Below are 22125 nucleotides of genomic sequence, written 5' to 3'. Positions count from 1 at the left end.
ACGTCAGAAGTTTAGATTTACGCCGAAAGCATAGGTACGGGTGGTCGGGTAAGCATTGAGCTCGATGCCCTGGCTGAGCGGATCAGCGCTCGCGAGCTCGGGTGTGAAGCCCGAATACTTCGTGAAGGTGGCCAGGTTCTGCGCTGTTACATACACACGCAGGCCCTTGACACCCCAGCGGCTCCAGCGATCGCCCGAAACGGTGTAGCCGAGCGTGAGGTTGTTGATCCGCGCGAAGCTGCCCGACTCAAGGAAGTAGGTCGAATGCGGCAGCGCATTGAGGTTGGCGCGCGGCACGTCGGAGGCATAGTTGCTGAAGGTCCAGCGGTCGTCGGCCACGCTTGCTTCCACGTTGTCGCGCTGGTTGAAGCGCGCCGCCTTTTTACCGTTATAGATCTTGCTGCCCAGCGCGCTGTAGATGGCGATGCTCAGGTCGAAGTTCTTATAGGTAAACGAGCTGTTAAGGCCCAGCGTCACCTTGGGCAGGTACGAGCCGGCATAGATGCGGTCGTTGTCGTCGATCTTTCCGTCGCCGTTCTGGTCCACGTAGCGGAGGTCGCCGAGCGTCGGCGGCTGCCCGTTGATGGTGATCGGCGTCCCGTTGGATGTTACATAGTCAGCGAGCTCCTTCTGGTTGTGAAACACGCCGTCGGCTTCCAGCATATAGAACGAGCTGATTGGGTGGTCGTTGTTGGTAGCGGTGGTGCTGCCTTTCGATCCTACGAAACCAGAAAATACCGCCTGGCCTCCACGGAGCGCCACCACGTTGTTCTGGTTGAAGCTGCCGTTGATGCCGAGGGTGTAGCTCACCTTCTTCGCGATCTGACCCTGCCAGTTGAGGGCCAGCTCCACGCCTTTGTTATCGATGGAGGCGAGGTTGGTGAACACGTTGTAGGTCTGGCTTCCGATCAGGATCGGCACCAGGATCAGCGCGTCCTTTACCTGCTTGCGGTAAACGTCGACCTCGCCCGTCAGGCGTCCGCCCTTGACGGTGAAATCAAGGCCCAGGTCCGTCTCCGTCGTCGACTCCCAGCGTATGTTCTTGTCCACGAAGGTGGAGTAGTTGATCCCCGAGTTATAGACGCCGTTGAAGAAGTACGGGAGGTTGTTCTGGATCGTTTGCACGCTGGCCGAGAGCGGCACGTTGTCGTTACCCAGCTTGCCGTGGGAGGCGCGCAGCTTCAGGTAGCTGAACAGCTTCTGGTTGGTCATGAAGGGCTCGTTGCTGATCACCCAGCCGAGGCCGATGGCCGGCGAGTAGGAATATTTCTCGGTGAACTGCGAGGTGCCGTCGGCGCGGAAGGTTCCCGTAACGAGGTACTTCCGATTGTAGGCGTAGCTGAGACGCGCGATGTAGGAGGTGCGGGTCCGCTCGAACGCGAAGGAGTTGTTCTTCTGTGTCGACTCGTCGCCCTGGCTCAGGTAACGCAGGTTCGGATCGGCGGGGACGCCGTTGCGCGAGGCTTCATCGGAGGAGCCTAGTGCGCGCTCCGCAGTCGTACCAACGAGCAGGGTGAAGTCGCTGCGGCCGAAGGTGCGCTGCGCTGTCGCGGTATTGTCCCACACCCAGCGGCGATAGCGTTCGTTGGCTACCGTCAGCAGGCTTTTTTCATTGCGCTGGTTACCGCCGGCAACCAGGAAGGTCACGGTGTCGTTGCCGAACTGCTTGTTATAGGCAGTGCGGTTATTAAACAGGAGGTCGACGCCGAAGGAAGTGCGGAAGGTGAGCCAGCTTACCGGCTTGAAGTCGAGCGCCACGGTGCCCTGGAATCGGTTTTCCGCGTAGATGTTGTCGTTGTTCTCGATGTCGAGCAGCGGGTTGCCCACGTTCTGGTACGCCGACGTGTTGCCGTAGCGGCTGCCGATCTTGGAGGCGATGATCGGGGCAGCGTGGTAGGCATTGTTGTAAGCGGCGCCGAGGTTCACATCCTGTGTGCGGGCATTGGCGAAGGAGATGAGGCTGCTGATACGAAACTTATCCGAGAGCTTGTAATCGTTGTTCGAGCGGATGGTGAAGCGGCGGAATTTGCTGTTAAGCACGATGCCCTCGTCGGCGAGGTACCCGGCGCTGAGGAAGTAGGTCACCTGGTCGGTGCCGCCCGATACGGACAGGTTATGGTTCTGGTAGAAAGCGTTGCGGAGGATCGTACCGAACCAGTCGGTGTTGGTGCCCACGGCGGCAGGATCCACCAGCACGTCGCCGTTGCCGGTATTGACGCTCGCTTCGTTGATATAGGTGGCGTACTGCTGCGAGTTGGCCATCTTCACGAGGTGCGAGGCCTGGCGCATACCCACGCTTGCGTCGTAGGTTGTCGAGAGCCGGCCCACGCGGCCCTTGCGCGTCGTGATGAGGATAACGCCGTTGGCGGCGCGCACCCCGTAGATGGCGGCGGCGGAGGCGTCTTTCAGCACATCCACCGAGGTAATGTCGGCATTGTTGATGTTGCGGATATCATCGGTGATAACGCCGTCGACAACATAAAGCGGGTTGACACCGCCGAGGATGCTGCCCGTGCCGCGGATGCGTACCACCGGCGCCGAGTTGGGAGCGCCCGAGGAAATGATCTGCACACCGGCCACCTTGCCCTGCATGCCCTGTGTGGCGGTAAGCACCGGCTGCCGCGCCAGCTCTTTTCCCGATACGTTCGATACGGAGCCGGTCACATCGCGCTTGCGCTGCGTGCCGTAGCCGACTACTACGACGCTCTCGAGCTGGTTCTCCACGACGGCGAGCGTTACGTTCACCTCGTTGCTGCTGCCGATGGCCACCGTTTGCGTCAGGTAGCCTACGTACGAGAACGTGAGGGTGGTTACCCCGTCGGGTACATTGAGGCTGAATCGTCCCTCAACATCCGTGGTGGTTCCTGACCGGCCGCCAGGCACGGTCACCGACACCCCGGGCAGGGGCTGCCCCGCGGCGTTCGTCACGCGGCCGCTGACGGGGCGGTCGGCCGGGGGGCGGGGGGCGCCCTCCGGTTGCAGCACCACCACGTTGTTATCGAGCAGGCGGTAGCTGATGCCGCGGCTCGGAAGCAACTGGTCGAGCACCGTACGCAACTCGGCGTCGCGCACGTTCAGCGTCACCGGCGGCTTGCCGGCGATGATCGTTTCGTTGTAAAAGAAACGGTAGGCGCTTTGCTGCTCAATGAGCTGGAGGGCCTGCCGCAGGTCGGCCTTTTCGAGAGCGAGGGTCAGTTTGTTTTGCGCGCCGGCACTGGCGGCGGCGGGCAGCAGCAGCGCCAGCAGCAGTGCCACGGCAAGGCGGCGCAGCAGTGCGGAGCGCCGGCCCGGCAGTGTATTCAGTCGAAGTTTCATAAGCAAACGTGATTTAGTGTGAAGGAGAAAAGCAGCAACGAAGCGCCGTTCAGGATGTATTGGTCGGGCAGGTCATGGATTGGGTCATATATCAGTCGTTTAAGGGAATTAGCAGAAAGCCGCCTTCGTGCGGCACCTTATGGAAGTGAACGATCAGCTGCAGCTCCGTGAGCGCCTGCGCCAGCGGCTCGTTCGAAAAAACGCCCGACACGCGCTCCTTGCCCAGCGCTTCATCGTAAACCGTTACCGGCGTGCCGTACCAACGCGTCATCCGCGCGGCGAGCTGGCTGAGCGGCTCGTTGCGGAATACCAGCTTGTTGTCGATCCAGGCGGTTTCCATCACACCCTTATCGGCCGTATGTTCCAGGCTCCGGAGCACCACGAGGGGATGCCCCTCAACGGTGTCGGAAGGGGCACTGAGCACCAGCTTTTCGTTGGGACGCACCTGGTAGGTCTCCCCCGGGCGCTTGGCCAGGGTAAGCTGCACATGCCCGCGGAGCAGGCTCGTCTCGGTCGCCTCGCCCGGGTAGGCCTTCACGTTGAAGGCCGTGCCGAGCACCTTGATCCGTACTTCGCCGGCCTTGATGGTAAAAGGAAGCGCTTCATTGTGCGTCACGTCGAAAAAGGCTTCGCCGGTTAGTTCGGTGTGCCGGTGCGTCACCCCGAAGCCTTCGGCATAGGTAAGGCGCGAGCCGGCGTTGAGCCACACCACGGTGCTGTCGGGGAGCACCACGCGCGAGCGCGAGCCGGGGCGGGTGCTGACCTCGCTCTGGCGGGCCGCAACTTCGGCAGGTGTGTAAATGTCGCGGAGAACCAGGAGGGTGGCGATCGTAACGAGGGCAACAGCCGGTACAACGAGCCAGTGCAGGATGCGGCGCTTCCGCAGTACTTTATCATCTACGACCTCTATGCCATCGGCCTCCATCCGCTTCAGGTGCCGCTCGAGTGCCTGGGCCGCCGCAGGCGAGGGCTCCGAAGGGCGCTCCCACAGCTGGCCGATGGAGCGGGCCGAGTAGTGCAGGTCCGGGAAGAGCAGGCACAGCTGCGCCCACTCGGCTTCTTCTTCCGGCGACAGCTCCTCGGCGAGTTTTTTGGCCAGCAAGGCCCAGTAACGCTCTTCGGTCATAGTGCGGGGGTTATCGTACAAGACAGCACAAAGCGAACAGCACCCCTAAAGGGCATTCAATTTTTTTTCAAAAGGGAACGGATAGCCGAAAATGCGCCTGCCGCTCTCAGTTGAGGGAGGGCGCGCCCGCCGGGAACAGTTGCTGGTTGATGCGGCGCAGGGCGATGGTCATCTGCGCTTCCACCGTTTTTACCGAGATCCCGAGCAGGTCGGCCACCTCGCGGTGCCGCAGCCCTTCTTCCTTTACGAGGCGGAGTATCAGCCGGCACTGCGGCGGCAGCGCGTTGACGATCGTATGGATGCGCACACCCGCTTCGCGGCCCAGCAGCAGGTGCTCGGGGTCGGAGGCGGCACCGGCGGCGATATCGCGCGAGTGCTCCTCGGGCAGGTGCGCGTGGCGCCGCTCCCTGCCTAACGCGTTGAGCGAAGCGTTGCGCACGCAGGTATAGATATAAAGATTGGGGTTGACCACGTGGGCCAGCATCGTGCGGTTCACCCAGAGCCGGAGAAACACGTCGGACACCACTTCTTCGGCCATGCAGCCGTTGTGCGTGATGTGTGCGGCAAAGCCCACCAGCCGGTCGTAGTAGCGGAGAAATAGCTCCTTGTAGGCGGCGGTATCGCTACCGGCCACGATCCGTTGCAGCAGGGCGCTCGTCGACAGATCACGGAGCATAAAACAATCGTTTGTAGGGTGAAGTAGCGTAAATCTACAGGAATACCAAATAGCGAACAAGGAATTCGCGAGGCGACTTCGCGGGGCGACTTCGCTAAAGCTTCGTCGCCCGGAGGCCGTCAGCGGTGAGCAGGCCCCTCCCCCACTTCGCTATTCGATATTCGTTATTCGATATTCGATATTCAATCGACCACCCGCAGCATACTCCGCTTATTCTCCTCTTCCTCCTGCTTGAGCTCATGCAGGGCCACGGTCATCTTGTTGGTCTTTACGAATTTGCACCAGTGGCAGTCTTCCTGCCCGCAGCCGGTGTAGAACTTGCGCGCCTGGATGGCGGCATAGGTGTCCTTCACCTGCTGCTTCACGTCCTGCAGGTCCATGTCGTTGATGAGCACTTCCTCGCGCACGTACTCCTTCTTTTTGTTGGGCTCCACGAAGTCGAACACAACGGCGCTCACGTTCCACTCGGGCTTGTAGGCGCCGATCATGATCTTGTAAAACACGGCCTGGCGCCAGTAGTCGCCACCCGCGGGGATCTTCGGGTTGGGGCGCGCAAACTTCTCGCGGCTCCGCTCGGGGTCGCCGGTCTTGTAGTCAACGATAGTGACGTCGTTGCCGCGGAACTCGATCTTGTCGAGCTTGCCCCGCAGCAGCTGCCCGTCGACGTTGACGTTGCGGATATTGTGCTCGATCAGCACGAACTTATTGAGGTGCGCCACGTGACGGTTGTAATACTGCTTGAGGATCTCGAGCCCGTACTCCATGCGGCGCTCGAACTGCTCCTTGGTAAAGCACTCGCGGTTGCGCTTCATGTACCAGGTGAAGTCGTTGAGGAAGTCGTCGAGGAGGGGGAAGTTCTCCTGCGGGTCTTTCTTCATCTTCACAAAGAGCTGCTCGAGGGCGTGATGCACGGCGGATCCGAACTCGGCGGCCTCGTTGCGCGGCGAGGGGATGCGCACCACGTTGCGGAAGTAGAACTCCAGCGGGCAGCGCAGGTAGTTGTTCAGCGCCGACACGTTCATCTGGAAGCCCGCCAGCACGCGCAGCAGCAGCTCGTCTTCGAGCGGCGCCACTTCGGGGGCAAAGAGACCCGTGAGCTGCAGCTCCTGGAATTCGGCGATGGCCTCGGCATCGAGCACCTGCGCCTGCACGGGCAGCGGGTGGCTTTCGAATATTTCGGCGATGAAGAGCGAGGGCTCCAGCAGCTTGCCCTCGTCGGTGGCGTTGCTGTACGATATATATAGGTGTTGCTTGGCGCGGGTGAGGGCCACATAAAAGAGGCGGCGCAGCTCCTCGGTGTCGTCGCCCTTGGCGTTGGAAGCGAAGAGCGTGTCGGGGAAGGAGAAGCCGCTATAGGGCTTGCGCTTTTTCTCCCAGCTCGACGCGGTAGCACCGGCGAGGAACACGTGGTCGAACTCGAGGCCCTTGGAGCCGTGCGCCGTGAGCAGGTTGACGCCCTTCTCCTGCCCCGACACCTGCACGAGCGGCAGGGCAAGCCCTTCCTTGCGCATCAGGTCGATACGCTCCATGAAGTCTTCGAGGGTAGCGTAGGGATGGCGGCGCACCTCGTCGCGGAGGTGGTTGTAGAAGCCGGTGATCAGCTGCAGCAGCCAGTGCCGCTCGGTATGATCCATGATATGACCGAGGAAGCCGGCTTCGCGCAATATTTTCTCGAGCAGGTTGGACAGCGTTTCGTTGGCTGCCGCGCCGATAAGGCGCTCGAGCAGCTGCACCGTTTCGCAGAGGCGCGGGTGCAGGCCGCGGTCGAAGAGGTCTTTGGGGGCCGACTTCTCGCACACGTAGCGGCGCAGCGAGGTCTTTTGATTCTTGTTGGAATAGTTTTCGTCCGACACGCGCATGGCGGCCTTGGCGATCTCGAGCGGCGGGATCCCGAACCACTCGAAGTGGAGGATCTCGAAGAGAAGCCCGTCGCCGCCGTAGGGTGTGTCGCGCTCGGCCACGAGGTAGTCGAGCACCTGCAGCAGCTGGCGGATCAGCGGCTGCTCGAGGATGTTGAGGTGCCGCCTTGTATAGAACGGGATGCCCTTGAGGCGCAGGTAGCGGGCGAGCTCCTCGCCGTACTTGTTTTCGCGGTAGATGACGCCGATCTCGGAAGGCTCCACGCCATCCCTGATCAGCGCTTCGATCCGCGTGGTGATGCCAATGAGCTCGTGGCCCTGCGCGGGGTAGGCATGTACCTCCGGACCGTGCGTAAGATGGGCCATCGCCACGTTGGCGGCGCGGAGGTTTTTGCTGAGGCCGCCGATCTGCTTCACGAGGCGCTCCTCGTTGCGGTCGATAAGGCTCTTGGAGATATCGAGAATGGGCTGCGTGGAGCGGTAGTTCTCCGTGAGCACCACGGTCATCAGGTCCTGCCCAAACGAGTTGCCGAAGGCCAGCATATTCTCCACGTTGGCGCCCTGGAAGCGGTAGATCGACTGGTCGTCGTCGCCCACCACGAACACGTTGGGCACGTCCCAGTAGTTTATCAGTAATTCTACAATCCGGTTCTGCGAGCCCGAGGTATCCTGGTATTCGTCCACGAGGATGTACTGGTACTTCTCCTGGTACTGGCGCAGCAGGTCTTCGTTGTTCTGGAACGCATCGATCACCCAGTTGATCATGTCGTCGAAGTCGTAGCGGTTGCGCTTCCGCATCAGCTCCTGGAACTTGGTGAACTCGCCGCAGGCGGCAATGAGCTTTTGCATCCGTTCCTGCTGCTCGGCGATCTTGTCGGTACGCACGTCGCCCTTCTTGAACTCCTTGGTGGCGCGCTTGCAGATGTATTCGTCGCGGGTGGGAAGGTCCTTGATGTATTCGTCCACCTTGCCGCAGATATAATCGGGCGTCCAGCCCTCGCGCTTCATCAGCGAGAAGAGCTGCTGGAGGTTGTTGATCTCGAAGTACACGTCGCCGCGGTAGCGCTTGAGGGGATGGTCCTTGCCGAAGCCGTCGATCAGCTCCTTGAGCAGCTCGATCCGCTCGAGGTCGGAGATGGGGTCGAGCGAGGTTTTTTCGAAGAGCCCCAGGTTGTCCTGGATCACCTCGTTGCAGAAGGCGTGGAAGGTATGCAGGGCCACGCGGTACGCATCGGGGCCGATGAAGCCCGCGAGGCGGCGGCGCATGGCCACCACGCCGGCGTCGGTATAGGTCAGGCAAAGGATATTATCGGGCTCGATCTGCGCGTCGGACAGCAGGATCTTCCCGATCCTTGCCGACAGGATCTGCGTCTTCCCCGTTCCCGGCCCGGCGATCACCATCACCGGCCCCTCGATCTGGTTCACGGCGGCCTGCTGCTGCGGATTCAGCCGCGCGTATTCGGTTTCAAATTTCTCACGTAGCTCGGAACGGTAGGCCATGAAAACCAGTTTGGGGTTTGGGGTTTGGTGGTTGTAGTTGGCTGGCGCGCGCGGGGCTTTCTCACTATCATACGGGCGAAACGCCCGTGCCTAAGCAGGCCCCGCCCGCCATAGCTTTAGCGGAGGCGGGAGGGTAAAGGTAGGGAGGATTGCTAGGATTTTTAGCAGGATTGTCTGGCCCACAGCTCTCGCTGACCACGCCCCGCTTCCCGCAGCCCCGGGCCAGGGCTAACCAACCCCGGGGCGCCCAATCAAATAAAAAGCACCTCCCTCGTCATCCAGGTCGCTTGCGGCCGGGACCTCGTACGATTTCCGTCAGCGCCCACGATTGCAATCAAACATCCCGCATGCGTGATCCTTCACTCGCTGACCACGCCCCGCTTTCTGCGGTCACGGGCCACACAAGACAGCCGCGGGGCGCCTTTCAATGAAAAAAACGCCCACGTCATCCCGGTCGCCTGCGGCCGGGACCTCGTCGCATCCTTCGACAAGCTCAGGATGACAGCTGGTATGCCCGGTCGCAGCCAAACCCCAAACTCCAAACCCTCCGCGCCGACGAGCCGACGAGATCCCGGCTGGTCGCCGGGATGACGGACTGCAGCCGGCGCTCGCATAACCCCATGCGTCCTTCTCCGGCACCCGCTGCCCCCCAGGATGGGGCCCGTCATCATTTCGCCCGCTTGCGGGCAACCTCGCCGCGCATCGCGAAACTTCAAACCCCAAACTCCAAACTACAAACCCTTCTCTCCGCCGCCTCCGTAACTTGCCCCTGTGTCCCACAACGACGACCTCGTATTTCTCCAGGATATCTATGAAGGCGCGCGCCACCGCTACCGCCCGGCGCAGCTGCGCAGCATCCTGCTCGCCGAGGCGCCACCCGAGAACCTGGAGCGCTTCTTTTATTACGAGGACGTGAAGCGGCAGGACTCGCTCTTTCTCGAGATCATGGGCGTGCTCTACCCGCGGCAGAAGGAAGCCTACCTGAAGGCAAAGCGGCCCGCCGAGGGCAAGACCGAACTGCTCCGCCGCTTCCAGGGCGATGGCTTCTGGCTCTGGAACTTTTACCCGCTGCCGGCATCACTCACGACTGACCCTGATGCTGTATTGCTGCAGCGCCTCTTCGCGCAGCTGCGGCGCTATGCCTCCTTCGAGACGCATATCATCCTCATCAAAGCTTCTGTGTACGATACCTGCTACGGCCCGCTAACCGATGCAGGCTACCGCGTGGCACCCGAGCGCCTGCCCTACCCCGGCAGCGGGCAGCAGGGGGTATTCCGGGAGGGCTTCCGGCGGGCGCTGAGGGAGTGAGGGAGGAGGGATGAGGGGGCTTCTCGCAGAGGGCGCGGAGCGTTTCGCAGAGGACATGGAGGCAGGTACGCTACCAACGAGATACGTTACTTGTCTTACTGGTTCGAAGCGTCTTTCAACCTGGATCAGCGAGAGAAAGAGAGATGCCTTGCGGGCGGAGGGGTTACCAGCCGCGGACGTATCGATGGAATCCTTTTTTCAGGAGAGAGACATTGAAGTTGATCAGGTATCCTAATTTTTGATCAGCAAGTTTGAGATAGGTGAGCAGTTGCGATTCGTGCACCGGTGCGAGTTCTTTCACCGACTTCAATTCGATGATAACGCTGTCGTTTACCAACAGATCGATGTAAAATATGTCACCGAGATCCACCTCTTCGAAGATGTAGTGCACCGCAACTTCTTCCCGCACCGAATAGCCGCGTTTTTCGAGTACAACCTTAAGCGCCTTTCGATAAGCCGATTCCAGCTAACCAGGGCCAAGAGCACGATGTACATAAATGGAAGCGTCCAATATTGCGGCGCCGATCCCGTTAAGTTCTTCCTTTGTCATGCCACAAACCTCGCTTCGCCCTTTGCCGGTTCCATGGGAAAAACAACTGGATTTCCCGGGTTTTTTCCCATGGCATTTTGCTTCCCTCTTCTCCGCCCGCAGGGCGTCTCCCGCTCTCCCGACCAAAGTTCTCTTCCAATCAACAGGAGTGTATTAAGTATTTGCTGGTAAAGAGTCAGTCTCCGTGTCCTCTGCGAACAGCTCCACGCCCTCTGCGAGAAACGCTCCTCCTTTCTTTCCTCTCTTCCCTCCTTCGCCCGAGGTTCACTATGACCCCTCACCTCCCGATGATCCCCGACAGTATATTGATCGTAAACGCCACGATGACCGTGTTGAACACAAAAGAAAGCATGCTGTGTACCAACACAAGCCGGCGGATCTCGCGGCTCGTGATCGAAACGTCGGATACCTGGAAGGTCATGCCGAGCACGAAGGAGAAGTAGGCAAAGTCGAGCAGGTCGGGGTGCTTGCCGTCGGGGAAGCGCAGGCCGCTGCCTTCATTTTCCAGCGCCACATGCGCGTCGGGGCGGTAATACAGGTGCGCATAACGGAGAGTGAACAGCGTATGAATCAGCAGCCAGGAGCAGGAAACGGCTATCACGGCCAGGATGATGTGCAGCGTAAGGCCCCGCTTGGTATAAGTGGGCAGGTTTTGCAGCAGCGCGATGATGGCGAAAAGACTGATAAAGGCGGCGCCCACCACAAACACGAAGGTGAGCAGGCGGCTGAGGTCCTGCTCGCGGGCAATAAGTGCCGCGTCGCGGGGGTTATTGGAGAAGATCGTGAGCCAGGAAAAGCTGAGCACGATCCAGGCAAACAGCGCCCAGGACGGCAGGAAGGAAGGAGCGGCGTTATGCCCCGTGCGGATCAGCCAGATATAAAGCAGGGAAGCGGGCAGCAGCGCGATCGCCAGCCGCACTGCGCGGGGCACCTTGTTGAGTAAAAGGACCAGGGACTTCCGATAAGTTTTCACGCCGTGAATGTATCGCTTCTTTGGCAACCTCTTTGCCCGTAAGTGGTATTGCTAACTTCAATACCAAGATCATGAAAACACACCTGATGAGCCTGGCTGCAGCCGTAGTGCTGCTGGCTTCCTGCGGATCCAGCCGCACTACTACGATGAGCAGTTCTACCAACAATGCCGCCTATGGCGTGCCCTCGTCGGTAGGCACCAATTTCGCCAGCCAGTTTCCCGGCGCTACCAACATACACTGGTCGGCCTACGATGCGACCGTTGTTCCTGTCGACTGGGAGCTGAATGGCTGGCCCGCCCTTACCGGCAACGACTACATGGTCACCTTCGACCAGTATGGCAACCGCTACTATGCCTGGTATGATGCCAGCGGCAACTGGATCGGCTCTTCGTACGCCGTTACCAACCTCGGCACACTTCCGGCAGGTATCTCCACGATGCTGGCGCAGAACTACAGCGGCTACACGATCGAGTCGGCACACCGCGAGCAGTGGAAAGGCAACGCGGCCTACCAGATCAAGCTGCGTAACTACGATGGCAAGCTGAAGCTGCTCGTCGACGAGAACGGCGCCATCCTGAAGCAAAAGAACAAGGTGGAATAAGGAGGATTTTTCTATCGGCGAAAAGCCCGGGACCTCATCCCGGGCTTCTCCGTTTTCCGTGGCGTTCAGTATACACGGATCTCGTGCACGATCGCCCGGAAGTAGGGCGAGCCGTTGCGCGTAAGCGTGTAAACGTAGGGGCGACGGGCGCCGCGGATGCCGCGGTAGTCGGAGGGCTCGAGGCGGAAGGAGCGCCCCGAGGCAACCTGCGTCGTGAGCGCCACGAGCCGGCCCGTGCTGTCGCTGAACTCGAAGCGTACTGGCCGAAACGGTCGCAGGATCCATTCCACCACCGGACCACCCTTCGTGCCTCGTACCAGGTGCAGTTGCCCCTGCCCCATCGGCGCCATATGCGCGGCCCAATACAGGAAGAACAGCTGCCGCTCCTCGTACCAGGTGGCCGCGTCTAACGGCTGCTCGCCGCCGCCGGGCGCGCTGCGCTTGCCGCCGTTCGTGGTTACGAGCATCCAGCGGCGGTCGGAGCCGCTGCCGCTGTCGGCGCGTACCGTTTCGATATAGGCCGAGTCGGGAAACTGGAAGCGCCAGCGTTGCCGCAGCCCGATCGTATCGCCATTCAGATAAACCTCCGAGCGGCCACGCCACTCCTGCCGCTGCCACGGACGCGCATCGGCGGTGTTGGAGCGCTTGGCCTCCTCGAGCATCAGGCGCTGCGCCACTTTCAGCGTATGACGCGCGATGCTGTCCTGCGCGCGGATAAATGCAAACCGGTCTTGCGCGGCCACGCTGCTGGCAAAAAGATGATCGGTATCGTACCAGCCCGTTTGCAGCGGGTGCACGGCGCTGATGTAGCGCTCGGAGTAGGCGCGTGTCACGTACTGGTCCTTATTGGCCGCCTGGTACAGCACGGGCGCATCGGAGCGGTGAACGAGGTCTTCGGGCTCCATGCGCGCAAGGCGCTGCACGGCGCTGTCGAAGATGCCGGGGAAGCGCGCCCTAGTGGCCTTCCATTGGCCAAGCGGGTCTTCGCGCATCGACAGCGAAAGACTCGGCAGGCCGGCCATGAACACGGCTGCCCGGATCCGCGGCTCCGCGGCCAGCAGCAGCCCGCCAAGCGTGGCTCCATAGCTGTGGCCGATATAATAGACCCGTTGCGGGTCGACGTAGGACTGCTTTTCGGCAAAGTCGAGAAAGGAGATCACCGCGCGGCAGCTGCGGAGGATGTTATCGGGATATACGGCTACCGGGTTTGCGGAAGTGTCGGCCGTCGGCCAAAGCCAGGGAGCATCGAGCAACAGGCAGCCATAGCCGGCTTCGGCAAAATGCGCGGCTTCGGCCAGGAAGGAGCGCCGGTTGCCGCCGCCCCAGTGCTGGAACAGCAGCAGCGGGAAGGGCTGCCGCGAAGGCCGCACAAAGAGCGCCGTGGCCGTATCGCCGTCGACGGCGTAGCGCAGCTCGCGGAACGAATAGCCACCCCGGGTGCTGTCGGCGCCCCATACCGGCTTCAGGCCCGGGTTGTAAGGGCGCTGGAGCGCATGGAGCAGCGAGTCGTGGCCGGTGGCATCGGGCTCCTGTGCGCGGAGCAGCGCCGGCAGCAGGAGCAGGAGGAGTAGCATTCGTTTCATGGAAAAGGGTTCCCTTAAAGGTACGCGTGGAGCAAAGAAAAACCCCGCAGCTGCGGGGTCTTCGTGGTGCATCGTTATTCCGGAAATTTCTGCTCAGGCAGGTTCTTTCTCGTTGAGGAGATCCATCAGCGACTGGAACAGCTGGGCCTTCGTGAAAGGCTTCTCGAGATAAATATCGGCACCGCACTCGAGGGCCGCGTCTTTGGCGGCACCGTCGTAGCCAGAGATCATGATGATCTTGACCGAGGGGTGATTCTTTTTCAGGAAGGGGATAAAGTCGAGACCGTAGCCGTCGGGGAGCTTGTTGTCGAGGAGCACGAGGGCGGGCGTTTCGCGGGCGAGGAACTCCTCGGCGGCCACGAGGCCTTTCACGTGTTCGAGCTCCATGTCTTTTCCGGCGAGCATGATGTTCAGCAGCAGGCACATATCGCCTTCGTCTTCTACGATCAATACCTTACGGGTGTTGTTGTCGGGGTGGTTGGTTGCCATGATGGAAGGTTTTTAGGTTGCGTTTTGATGGGTGAATGAAAGCAGTAAAGCAGTGTTGCTGTGGCGGCTTTACCTCAACCTTACCTACCCTAAAATCGTTCCAACTTTTCACCAAGCCCTACTTTACAGTCTGGACGCGGGTTTTGGCGATTCCCCATTTTCGCCATCCGGCCCAGGCGAGCAACGCGGCGAGGAGGAACACCCACAAATTCGCCCCTGCAACGAGGAGATTCTCAAACAATCCCCAGCCATTTTTGAGCGCGTCGCCCAGCCGGCTGCCGAAGCCCGGCGAATAGCTGTCAAGGTTAGTGTCGGCGATCACTTCCCGGCGGAGCAGGGGCGCTCCCGCCAGCTCGATCCGCACGGTGCTGTAGCGCACCACGTCGTCGATGGCCCGCTGATCGAGGCGCTGCCCTGCCTCCTCGTCGCGGATAACGAGCCCCTGCGTGCTGCCCGTAACCTTGGGCGAGGTGCGGCTGCTGGCGAGGAATCGGGCGCGGTTCTCCGCCCGCCACTGTGCCGACACGAAGTCGAGCGTGCGGTCGTCGACGTCGAGGTCACTGCTTTGTACAAACGAGGCAACGCGCGCCGCCTCGAAAAGGAATTCATCGAGCCGGTCGGAAGGCACACGCACCGTGAGTGCGGCGGAGGGGGCCAGGGCGTGGAGCACCAGCAGCGAGTCGGCGCCGCGCTTCAGCTCGCGCCGGCCGGTTTCGTTGGCCGCCACATGCTGCCGGCGCAGAGCGCCGCCGAGGCTTTTGGCAAGCTCCGTCAGCGCGCGGCTGCCCTCGTGCACGCTGGCAACCTGCAGCTGCAAAGCCGCCGTCTTTACCAGCTTGCTCCCGGGCGCGGCGGCCGCGATGGTATCGGCGGTCACAGCACCGGCATAACCGGTCGTATCGGCCATTTCTTTACCGCTGTACTGCGGGTTTTCATTGGCGGCATGCTGGCAGGACGCGAGCAGCAGCACGGCGGCGGCAAGGGCTAGTTGTTTCATTGCTTTGTTTTTCCTTGATACCGTTCACCCAAAGAGGTAACCGCGAAAAACCGTCTTAAATCTTTCCGAAATCGGGCATCCGAAGGGTTACCTCGCGCAGGGTGCGCGCCGCCAAACCACCGCTACCCGCCGTTGAAAAATTAATTGCTGCCGAAAGGACTTATCAGCCTACTTTGCTGTAAACAGCGCAACCATGGCCCAGGTTTTCACGCTCGATTTTACCTATAGGAACTTTCAGCTCTCGGCTATTGTCACGGTTCGCCAGGTAGGCGACGACCACAGCGTATCGGCGCAGCTGCTGGGCAGCGGCCTCCAGAACATCGTGCCGGATGGCGAGCTCAACTTCCGGCTCAGTAATGCAAGCCGCCAGCCTTCGGCGGCACCGCGTCCCGGGTACAACGAGCTGGAGCAGGCACTGCGAAGCGCCGTTGGCCGCTACCTCCAGCGCGCGGCGGCAGGCCAGTGACCGGCCCGTAGAAATACGGACTGCCCACGAAGCAAAAAAAAAGGCGCACCTGCGTGCGCCTTAGCTATATACATCCCTGTTACTGACTTATTGAATCTCGATACGGCCGTCTTTCTTATCCTGGCTGCGGCCAACGCCATAGCCACCGGCAGCGCCAAGGATACCACCGATCACGGCACCAACCGCGCGGTTCTTCTTGTTGATCACCGCACCGGCGGCAGCACCAGCTACACCACCGATCACAGCGCCCTTGGCGGCCTTGCTCCATCCTTTCTTTTGTTCAGCCTTCGCCGTGCTGTTCGACTCCGACGAAGCGCTGCCCTGGTCGGTGCCTGTGGAGGTACCGGTGCCGGAAGTGCTCGTGGCTACGGGCTCCGAAGAAGGTGCCGGGGCGGGCGTCGGCTTCGGTGTGCTCCTGGGCACGTTGACGTAGCGGTAGCGGGTTACGGTGCGCGCTTTCGGAGCGGGCGCCTTGGCTACGGCGGGGGCAGGAGCAGCAGCCTCAGCGGGCTGTTGCGGCAGCTCGGCGAGCATCGCCTTGGAGGCGTTGTACGCGGCGAGGCCGGCAGTATCTATCGGGTTCACGGCTTGCGTGGCAGCGGTGGACGCGGGCGCTTCGGGAGCGTTGTTACAGGCAACCAGTATCGAAGCGGAGGAGAGGAAGAGTACAAGTTTTTTCATACGGTTTGTTTTTCAGTGTTTGACCCACTGAATGCCCAAACCATGCCACCGGCTGTTAAAGAAATGCAGGAAGCGGGGCTTTAAGAAAATGTATCGTTAAGACACGGGAATCGTGAATCGGCAATCGTGAATTCAGTCGAGAAAGTTGGTGCCTCAGCGTCCTGGATCCCTTCGCGACGCGAAGGGCCTTTTGCCAACGAATGTTGATCGCACCGCGACGGATTTGCCGATTCACGATTGCCGATTCACGATTCACGATCCCGATTGCCGCTCGCACGCCTGCTGCGACGCATCCACCTTTTCAGCCGGTCGCCGGGGCCGCCCTCGCGCTTATCCTGGCCGATCAGGTAGCCATAGGGCTCCAGCATTTCCACGTGGTCGCAAACGATCTTGAACATCCCCATCAGCGGTATGGCGAGCACCATCCCAGGTATCCCCCAGAGCAGCTCGCCACCCACGATGGCAGCGATCGTAAAAAGCGGGTTGAGCGACACACCCGCACCCACTACCAGCGGCTCCAGGATATAGGTTTGCAGGAACTGCACGGTGCCATAGGTCACGATAACGCCGATCAGGAGTCCCGTGCTGCCACCCTGCGCCAGCGACATGCCGGCGGTAAGTATGGTGCCGGTGATATTGCCCACGAAGGGAATGATCTCGAGCAACCCGCAAAGGATGGCGAAGAAGAAAGGATTCTTTACACCGATAAGCGAAAAGCCGATCCCGTACAGCACCCACAGGCACAGCACCATGAGGGAAAGTCCCGCGAGGTACTTGCGGGCCACGACGTGCATGCTTTCGAGCGTTTCTTCGGCAGTGCCCTTGCTGCCCGCCGGGATGAGGCGGAGCAGGAAGCGCCGCAGCCGCGCGCGGAGGTAAAGAAACAGGAACAGGTAGACGAGCACGAGGACGAAGCTGGTAACAAAAGTGGCCGTAGAGCTCAGCAACCCGGTGAGAAAAGCGCCGACCTTGCCCGGTGTTTGCGCCTTCTGTGTCTGCTTCAGCTGCTGCTGCTCCTCGGGCGTCAGGCCCAGGCGCTCGCTGATCTGCTGGCGGATCTGCTCAAACTGCTGCACGAGCTTTTGCTCCATCTTGCCCGCGTCTTCCACAAATGACGATACCTGCCAGGCCAGCAGCGCCACGATGGCGCCCAGCACGAAAAGCCCAAGCAGGAGTGCGAGCAGCGAGGCCCAGCCGCGGCTCAGGCCCCGGCGCTCGAGCCAGCGGGCCACCGGGAGCAGGAGCATGGCGAAGAGCCCGGCAAACGTAAGCGGAACCAGGAAGGGCCGGCCGTAGTACAGGATCAGCACCGACATGATGAGGATTGCCAGCACCAGTGCAGTTCGGGTCAGCGGGCGGTCGGTGGTCATACAGCAGTTCCTAAAAAAGTAGTGCCACGTCTTTTCGTTTTCCTCTATATGTTCATTGAAAATATCTACGCGCTCACTATTGGATGCTACGCCGCCGGGCCGCACCTTTGCAGCGCGAATAAACAAGTAACTATGAAGAATGTAACCCTGTCGCTCGGTGCCCAGTTTCCCGAGTTCAAAAAGAAAGCCGTAGTATCGATCGAGAAAGGCAATGAATTTTACGACCTCTCCTCCGAGGAGATCCGCGCATCCGGCAAGTGGATGGTGATGTTCTGGTGGCCCAAAGACTTCACGTTCGTCTGCCCCACCGAGATCGCCGAGTTCAATAAAGCATACCAGGATTTCGTTGACCGCGATACCATCCTGATCGGTGCCTCCACCGACAGCGAGTTTGTACACGCCGCCTGGCGCCGCGACCACGACGACCTCCGCGGTCTGCAGTTCCCGATGCTCGCCGACACGTCCAAGTCGCTGGCCACGGAGCTTGGCATCCTCGAAGCCGAAGAGAAGATCGCTTACCGCGCCACCTTCATCGTCGACCCCCAGGGCATCATCCGCTGGGTATCGCTCTACGACCTCAACGTAGGCCGCAACGTGAAGGAAGTGCTCCGCGTGCTCGACGCCCTGCAAACCGACGAGCTCTGCCCCTGCAACTGGCAGAAGGGTGAAGCAACGCTCAACGCCTGACCGCACAAGTAAGTAAGTCGGAAGTTCGAAGCCGGAAGCACATCCCGCTTCGGACCTCCGACCTTTTCACTTTTAATCCAGCACTATGTTATTTGGAAATACACCCGCCATCGATACGACCGCCGAGCAGCTCCTCAAAGAGCTGGGCCTCGAGCCGGTTCTTTCGTCGCGCCTGCAGGCGCTTACCGATAGCGGCAGCCGCTACCTGCGCGACCTGAAGATCAATGTCAGCACCGCCCTCGCCGCCGAATCGCTGGGCGCGAAAACGGCCAGCCTCATCGGCCTTGCCGTAGCGGTGAACGAAGGCCACGAAGGCCTGCAGTCGGCCTTCCGCGCACGCGCCCTCGAAAGCGGCGCCACCGAAGCCGAGGCTGCCGAGGTACTGGCCTGCACCAGCCTCATGAACACCAACAACGTGTACTACCGCTTCCGGCATTTCATGCACGAGGAATTTTACGACAAGGCGCCTGCCGGCATCCGGATGAGCATCATGGCCTCGCCGGTCCTCGGCAAAGAGCTGTTTGAACTGATCAGCCTTGCCATCAGCGCGGTCAACGGCTGCGAGCTCTGCGTGACCTCGCACGAGAAAACCCTCGTGGGTCATGGCACCGAGAAGCTCCGCATCCATGACGCGGTGCGACTGGCCGCTGTGCTCAAGAGCCTCGTGGTTCTATTGTGACCGCATTAATTTGTCCGTCCTCAACCGACAATAGCGAAGCCCCACTGAGTGGGGCTTCGTCGTTATTTATCTGTAGCATTAACGGTCTCCGGTGGATGCACCACTACCGGCGCGGCCTCCTTACTTCCCGCCTGCGTCAGCCACCAATGGGCCACCACCGGCGCGGCATTCGTTACAAGCCCGTCGAAGGCGCTGCGGCTCAGGTAATAGCTGATCATCAGCGGGCTGTCGAGCGACCACACAAAGACGCGCCGGCCTTGCGCCTGTTGCGCGGCCACTGCCTCGGGTTGCGGGCCACCGGTGTATTGCGGCGCCCATACATCGGCCGAGATAGCATCGGCCACTTCGGGTCCAAGCTCGCAGAGCGACGGGATCCCGCGGTAGCCGGGCAGCGCTTCGAAGCGGGACCGCACGTCCTTGTCGGGAACGCCGATAAAGATTTCCAGTCGGCGATCGATCGCTGCCGCGGCGGCTATGTATTCCTGCTGCATCGCGTACACCTCGCTGAGGTCGTGCGGCTCCTTGATGTCAAGCCAGACCACCTCCAGCGGCGTCCGGTAAAGTACCGCGTTGAGCGCCTCACGGAGCGTTGGCACCTGGCCGCCCTTACGCAGCCGGATACGCCGCAGCTGCGCGAGCGTATGATCGCCGATAAAACCTTTGAAGAGCGAGTTCTTCACCGAGTCGAATGCCAGGAAGCTGTCGTGCGACAGCACCGGCACCTCGTCTTTCGTCCAGCGTATATCGATCTCCACGCCGGTGGCCCCGAGGCGGGCGGCCATCAGCAGCATGGCCAATGAATTTTCGGATACCGGGAGGAAGTCTACGTTACGGGCGCCGCCGCGGTGGGCAATGATGTGAAAGGGCGGCAGCGCGGGAATCGGACCGATGCGCTCGAGCGAAAAGAGGTTTCCGGGGCGCTGGTTGCGCTTGCCGTAGAAGCCCACCCAGCGCTCGCCGCGCTGCTCCAGCCGAACGATACCGGTACCCGAGGCCGAGAGCTTGCGCCAGTAGCCGTGGAGCAGGGCTTTGGGTCCTTCCGAGCGTGCGCCGCAAACGAGGTAGGCGCCGTCGTTCTCGCAAAAAAACGAGAGGTGCTGCTGAACTGCTTCGCCGTTGCGTGTGTAGCTCCATTTGAGCACGGCGGTCATTCCGAAGAATTCCGATCCGGCCGTAACGCGGTATACGCCTTCCAGGGCCTGGCAGGCGGGAGCATCCAGATCGCGGGTACCGGGGGCGCGAAAACGCCGCCAGCGACGCCGGGGCACGGGCACATGCCGTGCTTTATAAACGATCCAGGCGGCCGCACCGCCTGCCAGGAGCAGGAGAGGAATCATGAAACTGTTTTGGGCAAAAAATGAGCCGCGGCCTTCCGGCTTACCCCGCGGCCTGCAACGCGCGCATAGCCGGGGTTTTGTTGCACGGTACCGCGACCGGCGAACAGCGAATCATTTGTTGTGGGTGGATCGTAAGGGAATGACGCGGATGCTTACGCGCGCTTCCAGATTGTGGCGGCATTCATCTGCGCCTCGCGGGCATAGGTACCGCAATTATACTGTCCGGTCTTTACGGAATAAACGAGGGTAGCTTTTTGCAGCGGCTTGCGCTTTCTTTTATCAGCACCGGAATTTTTCTGCATATCCATATCGCACATTATTTTCTTTTTGAGTGAGAAAAAACGTGCCAAAATCAGGAAGCCGTTGCCGTTGCTGATTGCGGTATACCCAACACACGGCCTGTATACGCACGTACCTCGGCGCAGAGTGCCGCATCGTTCCCCAGCGGGCGTCCGTAGCTGGGAATGAGCGTACGCAATTTTTGCTGCCAGGCCTCCGATGCCAGTTTTTGCGGGAAGCAGCGGCGCAGCAGGTCGAGCATGATCGACACAGCCGTCGATGCGCCGGGCGAGGCACCCAGCAGCGCCGCGATGCTGCCATCCTGCGCCGACACGACCTCTGTGCCGAACTCCAGGATACCTCCCTCCTCTTCGTCTTTCTTGATCACCTGCACGCGGTAGCCCGCAATCGCCAGCTCCCAGTCCTCTGCCCGTGCCGCGGGATAATATTCGCGCAGCATATCGAGCCGCGCCTCCGGTGTAAGCCGCACCTGCTCGATCAGGTATTTTGTAAGCGGCAGGTTGTGCATGCCCGCCGACAGCATCGGCCGCAGGTTACTGAGCTTGATCGACCGGAACAGGTCGAGCACGGAGCCGTGCTTGAGGAAGCGCGTCGTGAAGCCAGCGTATGGACCAAACAGGAGCTCGCGCTTGCCTTTGATCCAGCGCGTATCGAGGTGCGGAACCGACATCGGCGGAGAGCCGACTGCGGCAGTTCCGTACACCTTCGCCTCGTGTTGCCGGATAACGTCTTCGTTGCTGCAGCGAAGCCATTGCCCGCTCACGGGGAAGCCGCCGAATCCCTTGCCCTCGGGTATGCCCGTCTTCAGCAGGAGGGACAGCGATCCACCACCGGCGCCGATAAACACAAAGGGCGCGCGCACCGTGCGCTTCTCGCCGCTTGATTCGTCTTTGACACGCACATGCCAGTAGCCATCGCGCTGCTCGAGGTCAAGCACCTCGTGGTTAAAATGCAGGTGCACGGCCTCGTCTTTCTGAAGGCACTCGAAGAGACAGCGCGTGAGGGCACCGAAGTTGACGTCGGTACCGAGGTCCATCCGCGTGGCGGCCACGGGATCCGTAGAACTACGGTCCTGCATTACGAGTGGCACCCAGCGCGCGATAACGGCGGGATCTTCCGAGAAGGCCATACCACGAAAGAGATGGCACTCCTGCAGCGCCGCGTGACGCTTCTTCAGATAGGTAACATTCGCTTCGCCCCAAACAAAACTCATATGGGGGATGGGATGGATAAAGTTGTCCGGCACCTTGATGACGCCTTGCTCCACGAGGTATGCCCAGAACTGCTTCGACACCTCGAACGATTCGGCGATCTTGACGGCCTTGGCGATATCGATGCTTCCGTCGGGCCGCTCGGGAGTGTAGTTCAGCTCGCAGAAAGCCGAGTGACCCGTGCCGGCGTTATTCCAGGCGTCGGAGCTTTCGGCGGCGGCAGCTTCGAGCCGCTCGAAGATCTCAACGCGGTACGATGGATCGAGTTGCTTTAACAGCATACCCAGCGTGGCACTCATGATGCCCGCACCGATGAGCACGATGTCGGTGGTAGTTTCCTTCATATACGAAGGGGTCAAAAAAGCTGTGCCAGCCGGATGAGGCAAAGCGTCGATTTTAGGCGCATACGGCAGGGC

Annotated in this window: 19 protein-coding genes; 5 read left to right on the top strand and 14 right to left on the bottom strand. The window is 60.8% G+C overall.

Going from position 1 to position 22125, the window contains the following annotated elements:
* Positions 1-3 precede the first annotated feature (3 nt).
* The 4 genes from ACYU7Z_RS13365 to ACYU7Z_RS13350 all read right to left on the bottom strand — a co-directional run bounded on the left by ACYU7Z_RS13365 (position 4) and on the right by ACYU7Z_RS13350 (position 8476).
* Positions 4-3315, bottom strand: a complete 3312-nt coding sequence (locus ACYU7Z_RS13365; protein WP_460571254.1) for a TonB-dependent receptor — start codon at positions 3313-3315, stop codon at positions 4-6.
* A 91-nt stretch (positions 3316-3406) separates the two neighbouring features.
* The gene (locus tag ACYU7Z_RS13360; RefSeq protein ID WP_460571252.1) at positions 3407-4441 is read right to left on the bottom strand and encodes a FecR family protein; all 1035 of its coding nucleotides are present in this window, start codon (positions 4439-4441) and stop codon (positions 3407-3409) included.
* Between the two features lie 106 nt (positions 4442-4547).
* Positions 4548-5117 carry an RNA polymerase sigma-70 factor gene (locus ACYU7Z_RS13355; protein ID WP_460571250.1) on the bottom strand — a complete coding sequence of 190 codons (570 nt, stop codon included), beginning with the start codon at positions 5115-5117 and terminating at the stop codon, positions 4548-4550.
* Between the two features lie 182 nt (positions 5118-5299).
* Complete coding sequence (locus ACYU7Z_RS13350; RefSeq protein ID WP_460571248.1) at positions 5300-8476, bottom strand: ATP-dependent helicase; 3177 nt, start codon at positions 8474-8476, stop codon at positions 5300-5302.
* A 771-nt stretch (positions 8477-9247) separates the two neighbouring features.
* Between ACYU7Z_RS13350 and ACYU7Z_RS13345 the strand changes: the two genes are divergently transcribed.
* On the top strand, positions 9248-9784 hold the full coding sequence (locus ACYU7Z_RS13345; protein ID WP_460571246.1) for a hypothetical protein: 537 nt from the start codon (positions 9248-9250) through the stop codon (positions 9782-9784).
* 163 nt (positions 9785-9947) lie between these two features.
* On the opposite strand, the gene ACYU7Z_RS13340 is transcribed toward ACYU7Z_RS13345, so the two are convergent.
* Positions 9948-10250: a GxxExxY protein gene (locus tag ACYU7Z_RS13340; RefSeq protein WP_460572410.1), complete on the bottom strand. Its 303-nt coding sequence runs from the start codon at positions 10248-10250 to the stop codon at positions 9948-9950.
* A gap of 361 nt (positions 10251-10611) precedes the next feature.
* Positions 10612-11307, bottom strand: coding sequence for a DUF1345 domain-containing protein (locus ACYU7Z_RS13335; protein WP_460571244.1), 696 nt, complete (start codon positions 11305-11307; stop codon positions 10612-10614).
* 71 nt (positions 11308-11378) lie between these two features.
* Between ACYU7Z_RS13335 and ACYU7Z_RS13330 the strand changes: the two genes are divergently transcribed.
* Positions 11379-11909: a PepSY-like domain-containing protein gene (locus ACYU7Z_RS13330; RefSeq protein WP_460571242.1), complete on the top strand. Its 531-nt coding sequence runs from the start codon at positions 11379-11381 to the stop codon at positions 11907-11909.
* A 65-nt stretch (positions 11910-11974) separates the two neighbouring features.
* Here the strand turns inward: ACYU7Z_RS13330 and ACYU7Z_RS13325 are convergent, their stop codons facing one another.
* The 3 genes from ACYU7Z_RS13325 to ACYU7Z_RS13315 form a co-directional block, all read right to left on the bottom strand.
* A complete protein-coding gene (locus ACYU7Z_RS13325) occupies positions 11975-13492 on the bottom strand; it encodes an alpha/beta hydrolase family protein (RefSeq protein ID WP_460571240.1) in 1518 nt (505 codons plus the stop codon).
* Positions 13493-13585: 93 nt separating this feature from the next.
* Complete coding sequence (locus ACYU7Z_RS13320) at positions 13586-13981, bottom strand: DNA-binding transcriptional response regulator (RefSeq protein ID WP_460571238.1); 396 nt, start codon at positions 13979-13981, stop codon at positions 13586-13588.
* 118 nt (positions 13982-14099) lie between these two features.
* Positions 14100-14978, bottom strand: a complete 879-nt coding sequence (locus ACYU7Z_RS13315) for a DUF4349 domain-containing protein (protein WP_460571236.1) — start codon at positions 14976-14978, stop codon at positions 14100-14102.
* A gap of 193 nt (positions 14979-15171) precedes the next feature.
* Here ACYU7Z_RS13315 and ACYU7Z_RS13310 point away from each other — a divergent pair, with 193 nt between their 5' ends.
* The gene (locus tag ACYU7Z_RS13310) at positions 15172-15444 is read left to right on the top strand and encodes a hypothetical protein (RefSeq protein ID WP_460571234.1); all 273 of its coding nucleotides are present in this window, start codon (positions 15172-15174) and stop codon (positions 15442-15444) included.
* Between the two features lie 87 nt (positions 15445-15531).
* On the opposite strand, the gene ACYU7Z_RS13305 is transcribed toward ACYU7Z_RS13310, so the two are convergent.
* Entirely contained in the window at positions 15532-16125 is a 594-nt protein-coding gene (locus ACYU7Z_RS13305; RefSeq protein WP_460571232.1) for a glycine zipper 2TM domain-containing protein, read from the bottom strand.
* Between the two features lie 245 nt (positions 16126-16370).
* Positions 16371-17495 (bottom strand): AI-2E family transporter, encoded by a 1125-nt coding sequence (locus ACYU7Z_RS13300; RefSeq protein ID WP_460571230.1) that lies wholly within the window; start codon positions 17493-17495, stop codon positions 16371-16373.
* A 132-nt stretch (positions 17496-17627) separates the two neighbouring features.
* Between ACYU7Z_RS13300 and ACYU7Z_RS13295 the strand changes: the two genes are divergently transcribed.
* Positions 17628-18182, top strand: a complete 555-nt coding sequence (locus ACYU7Z_RS13295; protein ID WP_460571228.1) for a peroxiredoxin — start codon at positions 17628-17630, stop codon at positions 18180-18182.
* Between the two features lie 85 nt (positions 18183-18267).
* Entirely contained in the window at positions 18268-18861 is a 594-nt protein-coding gene (locus ACYU7Z_RS13290) for a carboxymuconolactone decarboxylase family protein (RefSeq protein ID WP_460571226.1), read from the top strand.
* A gap of 62 nt (positions 18862-18923) precedes the next feature.
* Here the strand turns inward: ACYU7Z_RS13290 and ACYU7Z_RS13285 are convergent, their stop codons facing one another.
* The 3 genes from ACYU7Z_RS13285 to ACYU7Z_RS13275 all read right to left on the bottom strand — a co-directional run bounded on the left by ACYU7Z_RS13285 (position 18924) and on the right by ACYU7Z_RS13275 (position 22053).
* Positions 18924-20198: a glycerophosphodiester phosphodiesterase gene (locus ACYU7Z_RS13285; protein WP_460571224.1), complete on the bottom strand. Its 1275-nt coding sequence runs from the start codon at positions 20196-20198 to the stop codon at positions 18924-18926.
* A 152-nt stretch (positions 20199-20350) separates the two neighbouring features.
* Positions 20351-20506 carry a hypothetical protein gene (locus ACYU7Z_RS13280; protein ID WP_460571222.1) on the bottom strand — a complete coding sequence of 52 codons (156 nt, stop codon included), beginning with the start codon at positions 20504-20506 and terminating at the stop codon, positions 20351-20353.
* 44 nt (positions 20507-20550) lie between these two features.
* The gene (locus tag ACYU7Z_RS13275; RefSeq protein WP_460571220.1) at positions 20551-22053 is read right to left on the bottom strand and encodes a malate:quinone oxidoreductase; all 1503 of its coding nucleotides are present in this window, start codon (positions 22051-22053) and stop codon (positions 20551-20553) included.
* Between the last annotated feature and the right edge of the window lie 72 nt (positions 22054-22125).

This window comes from Flaviaestuariibacter terrae, from assembly GCF_054777635.1.
This window is presented reverse-complemented; position numbering and strand designations above follow the sequence as displayed.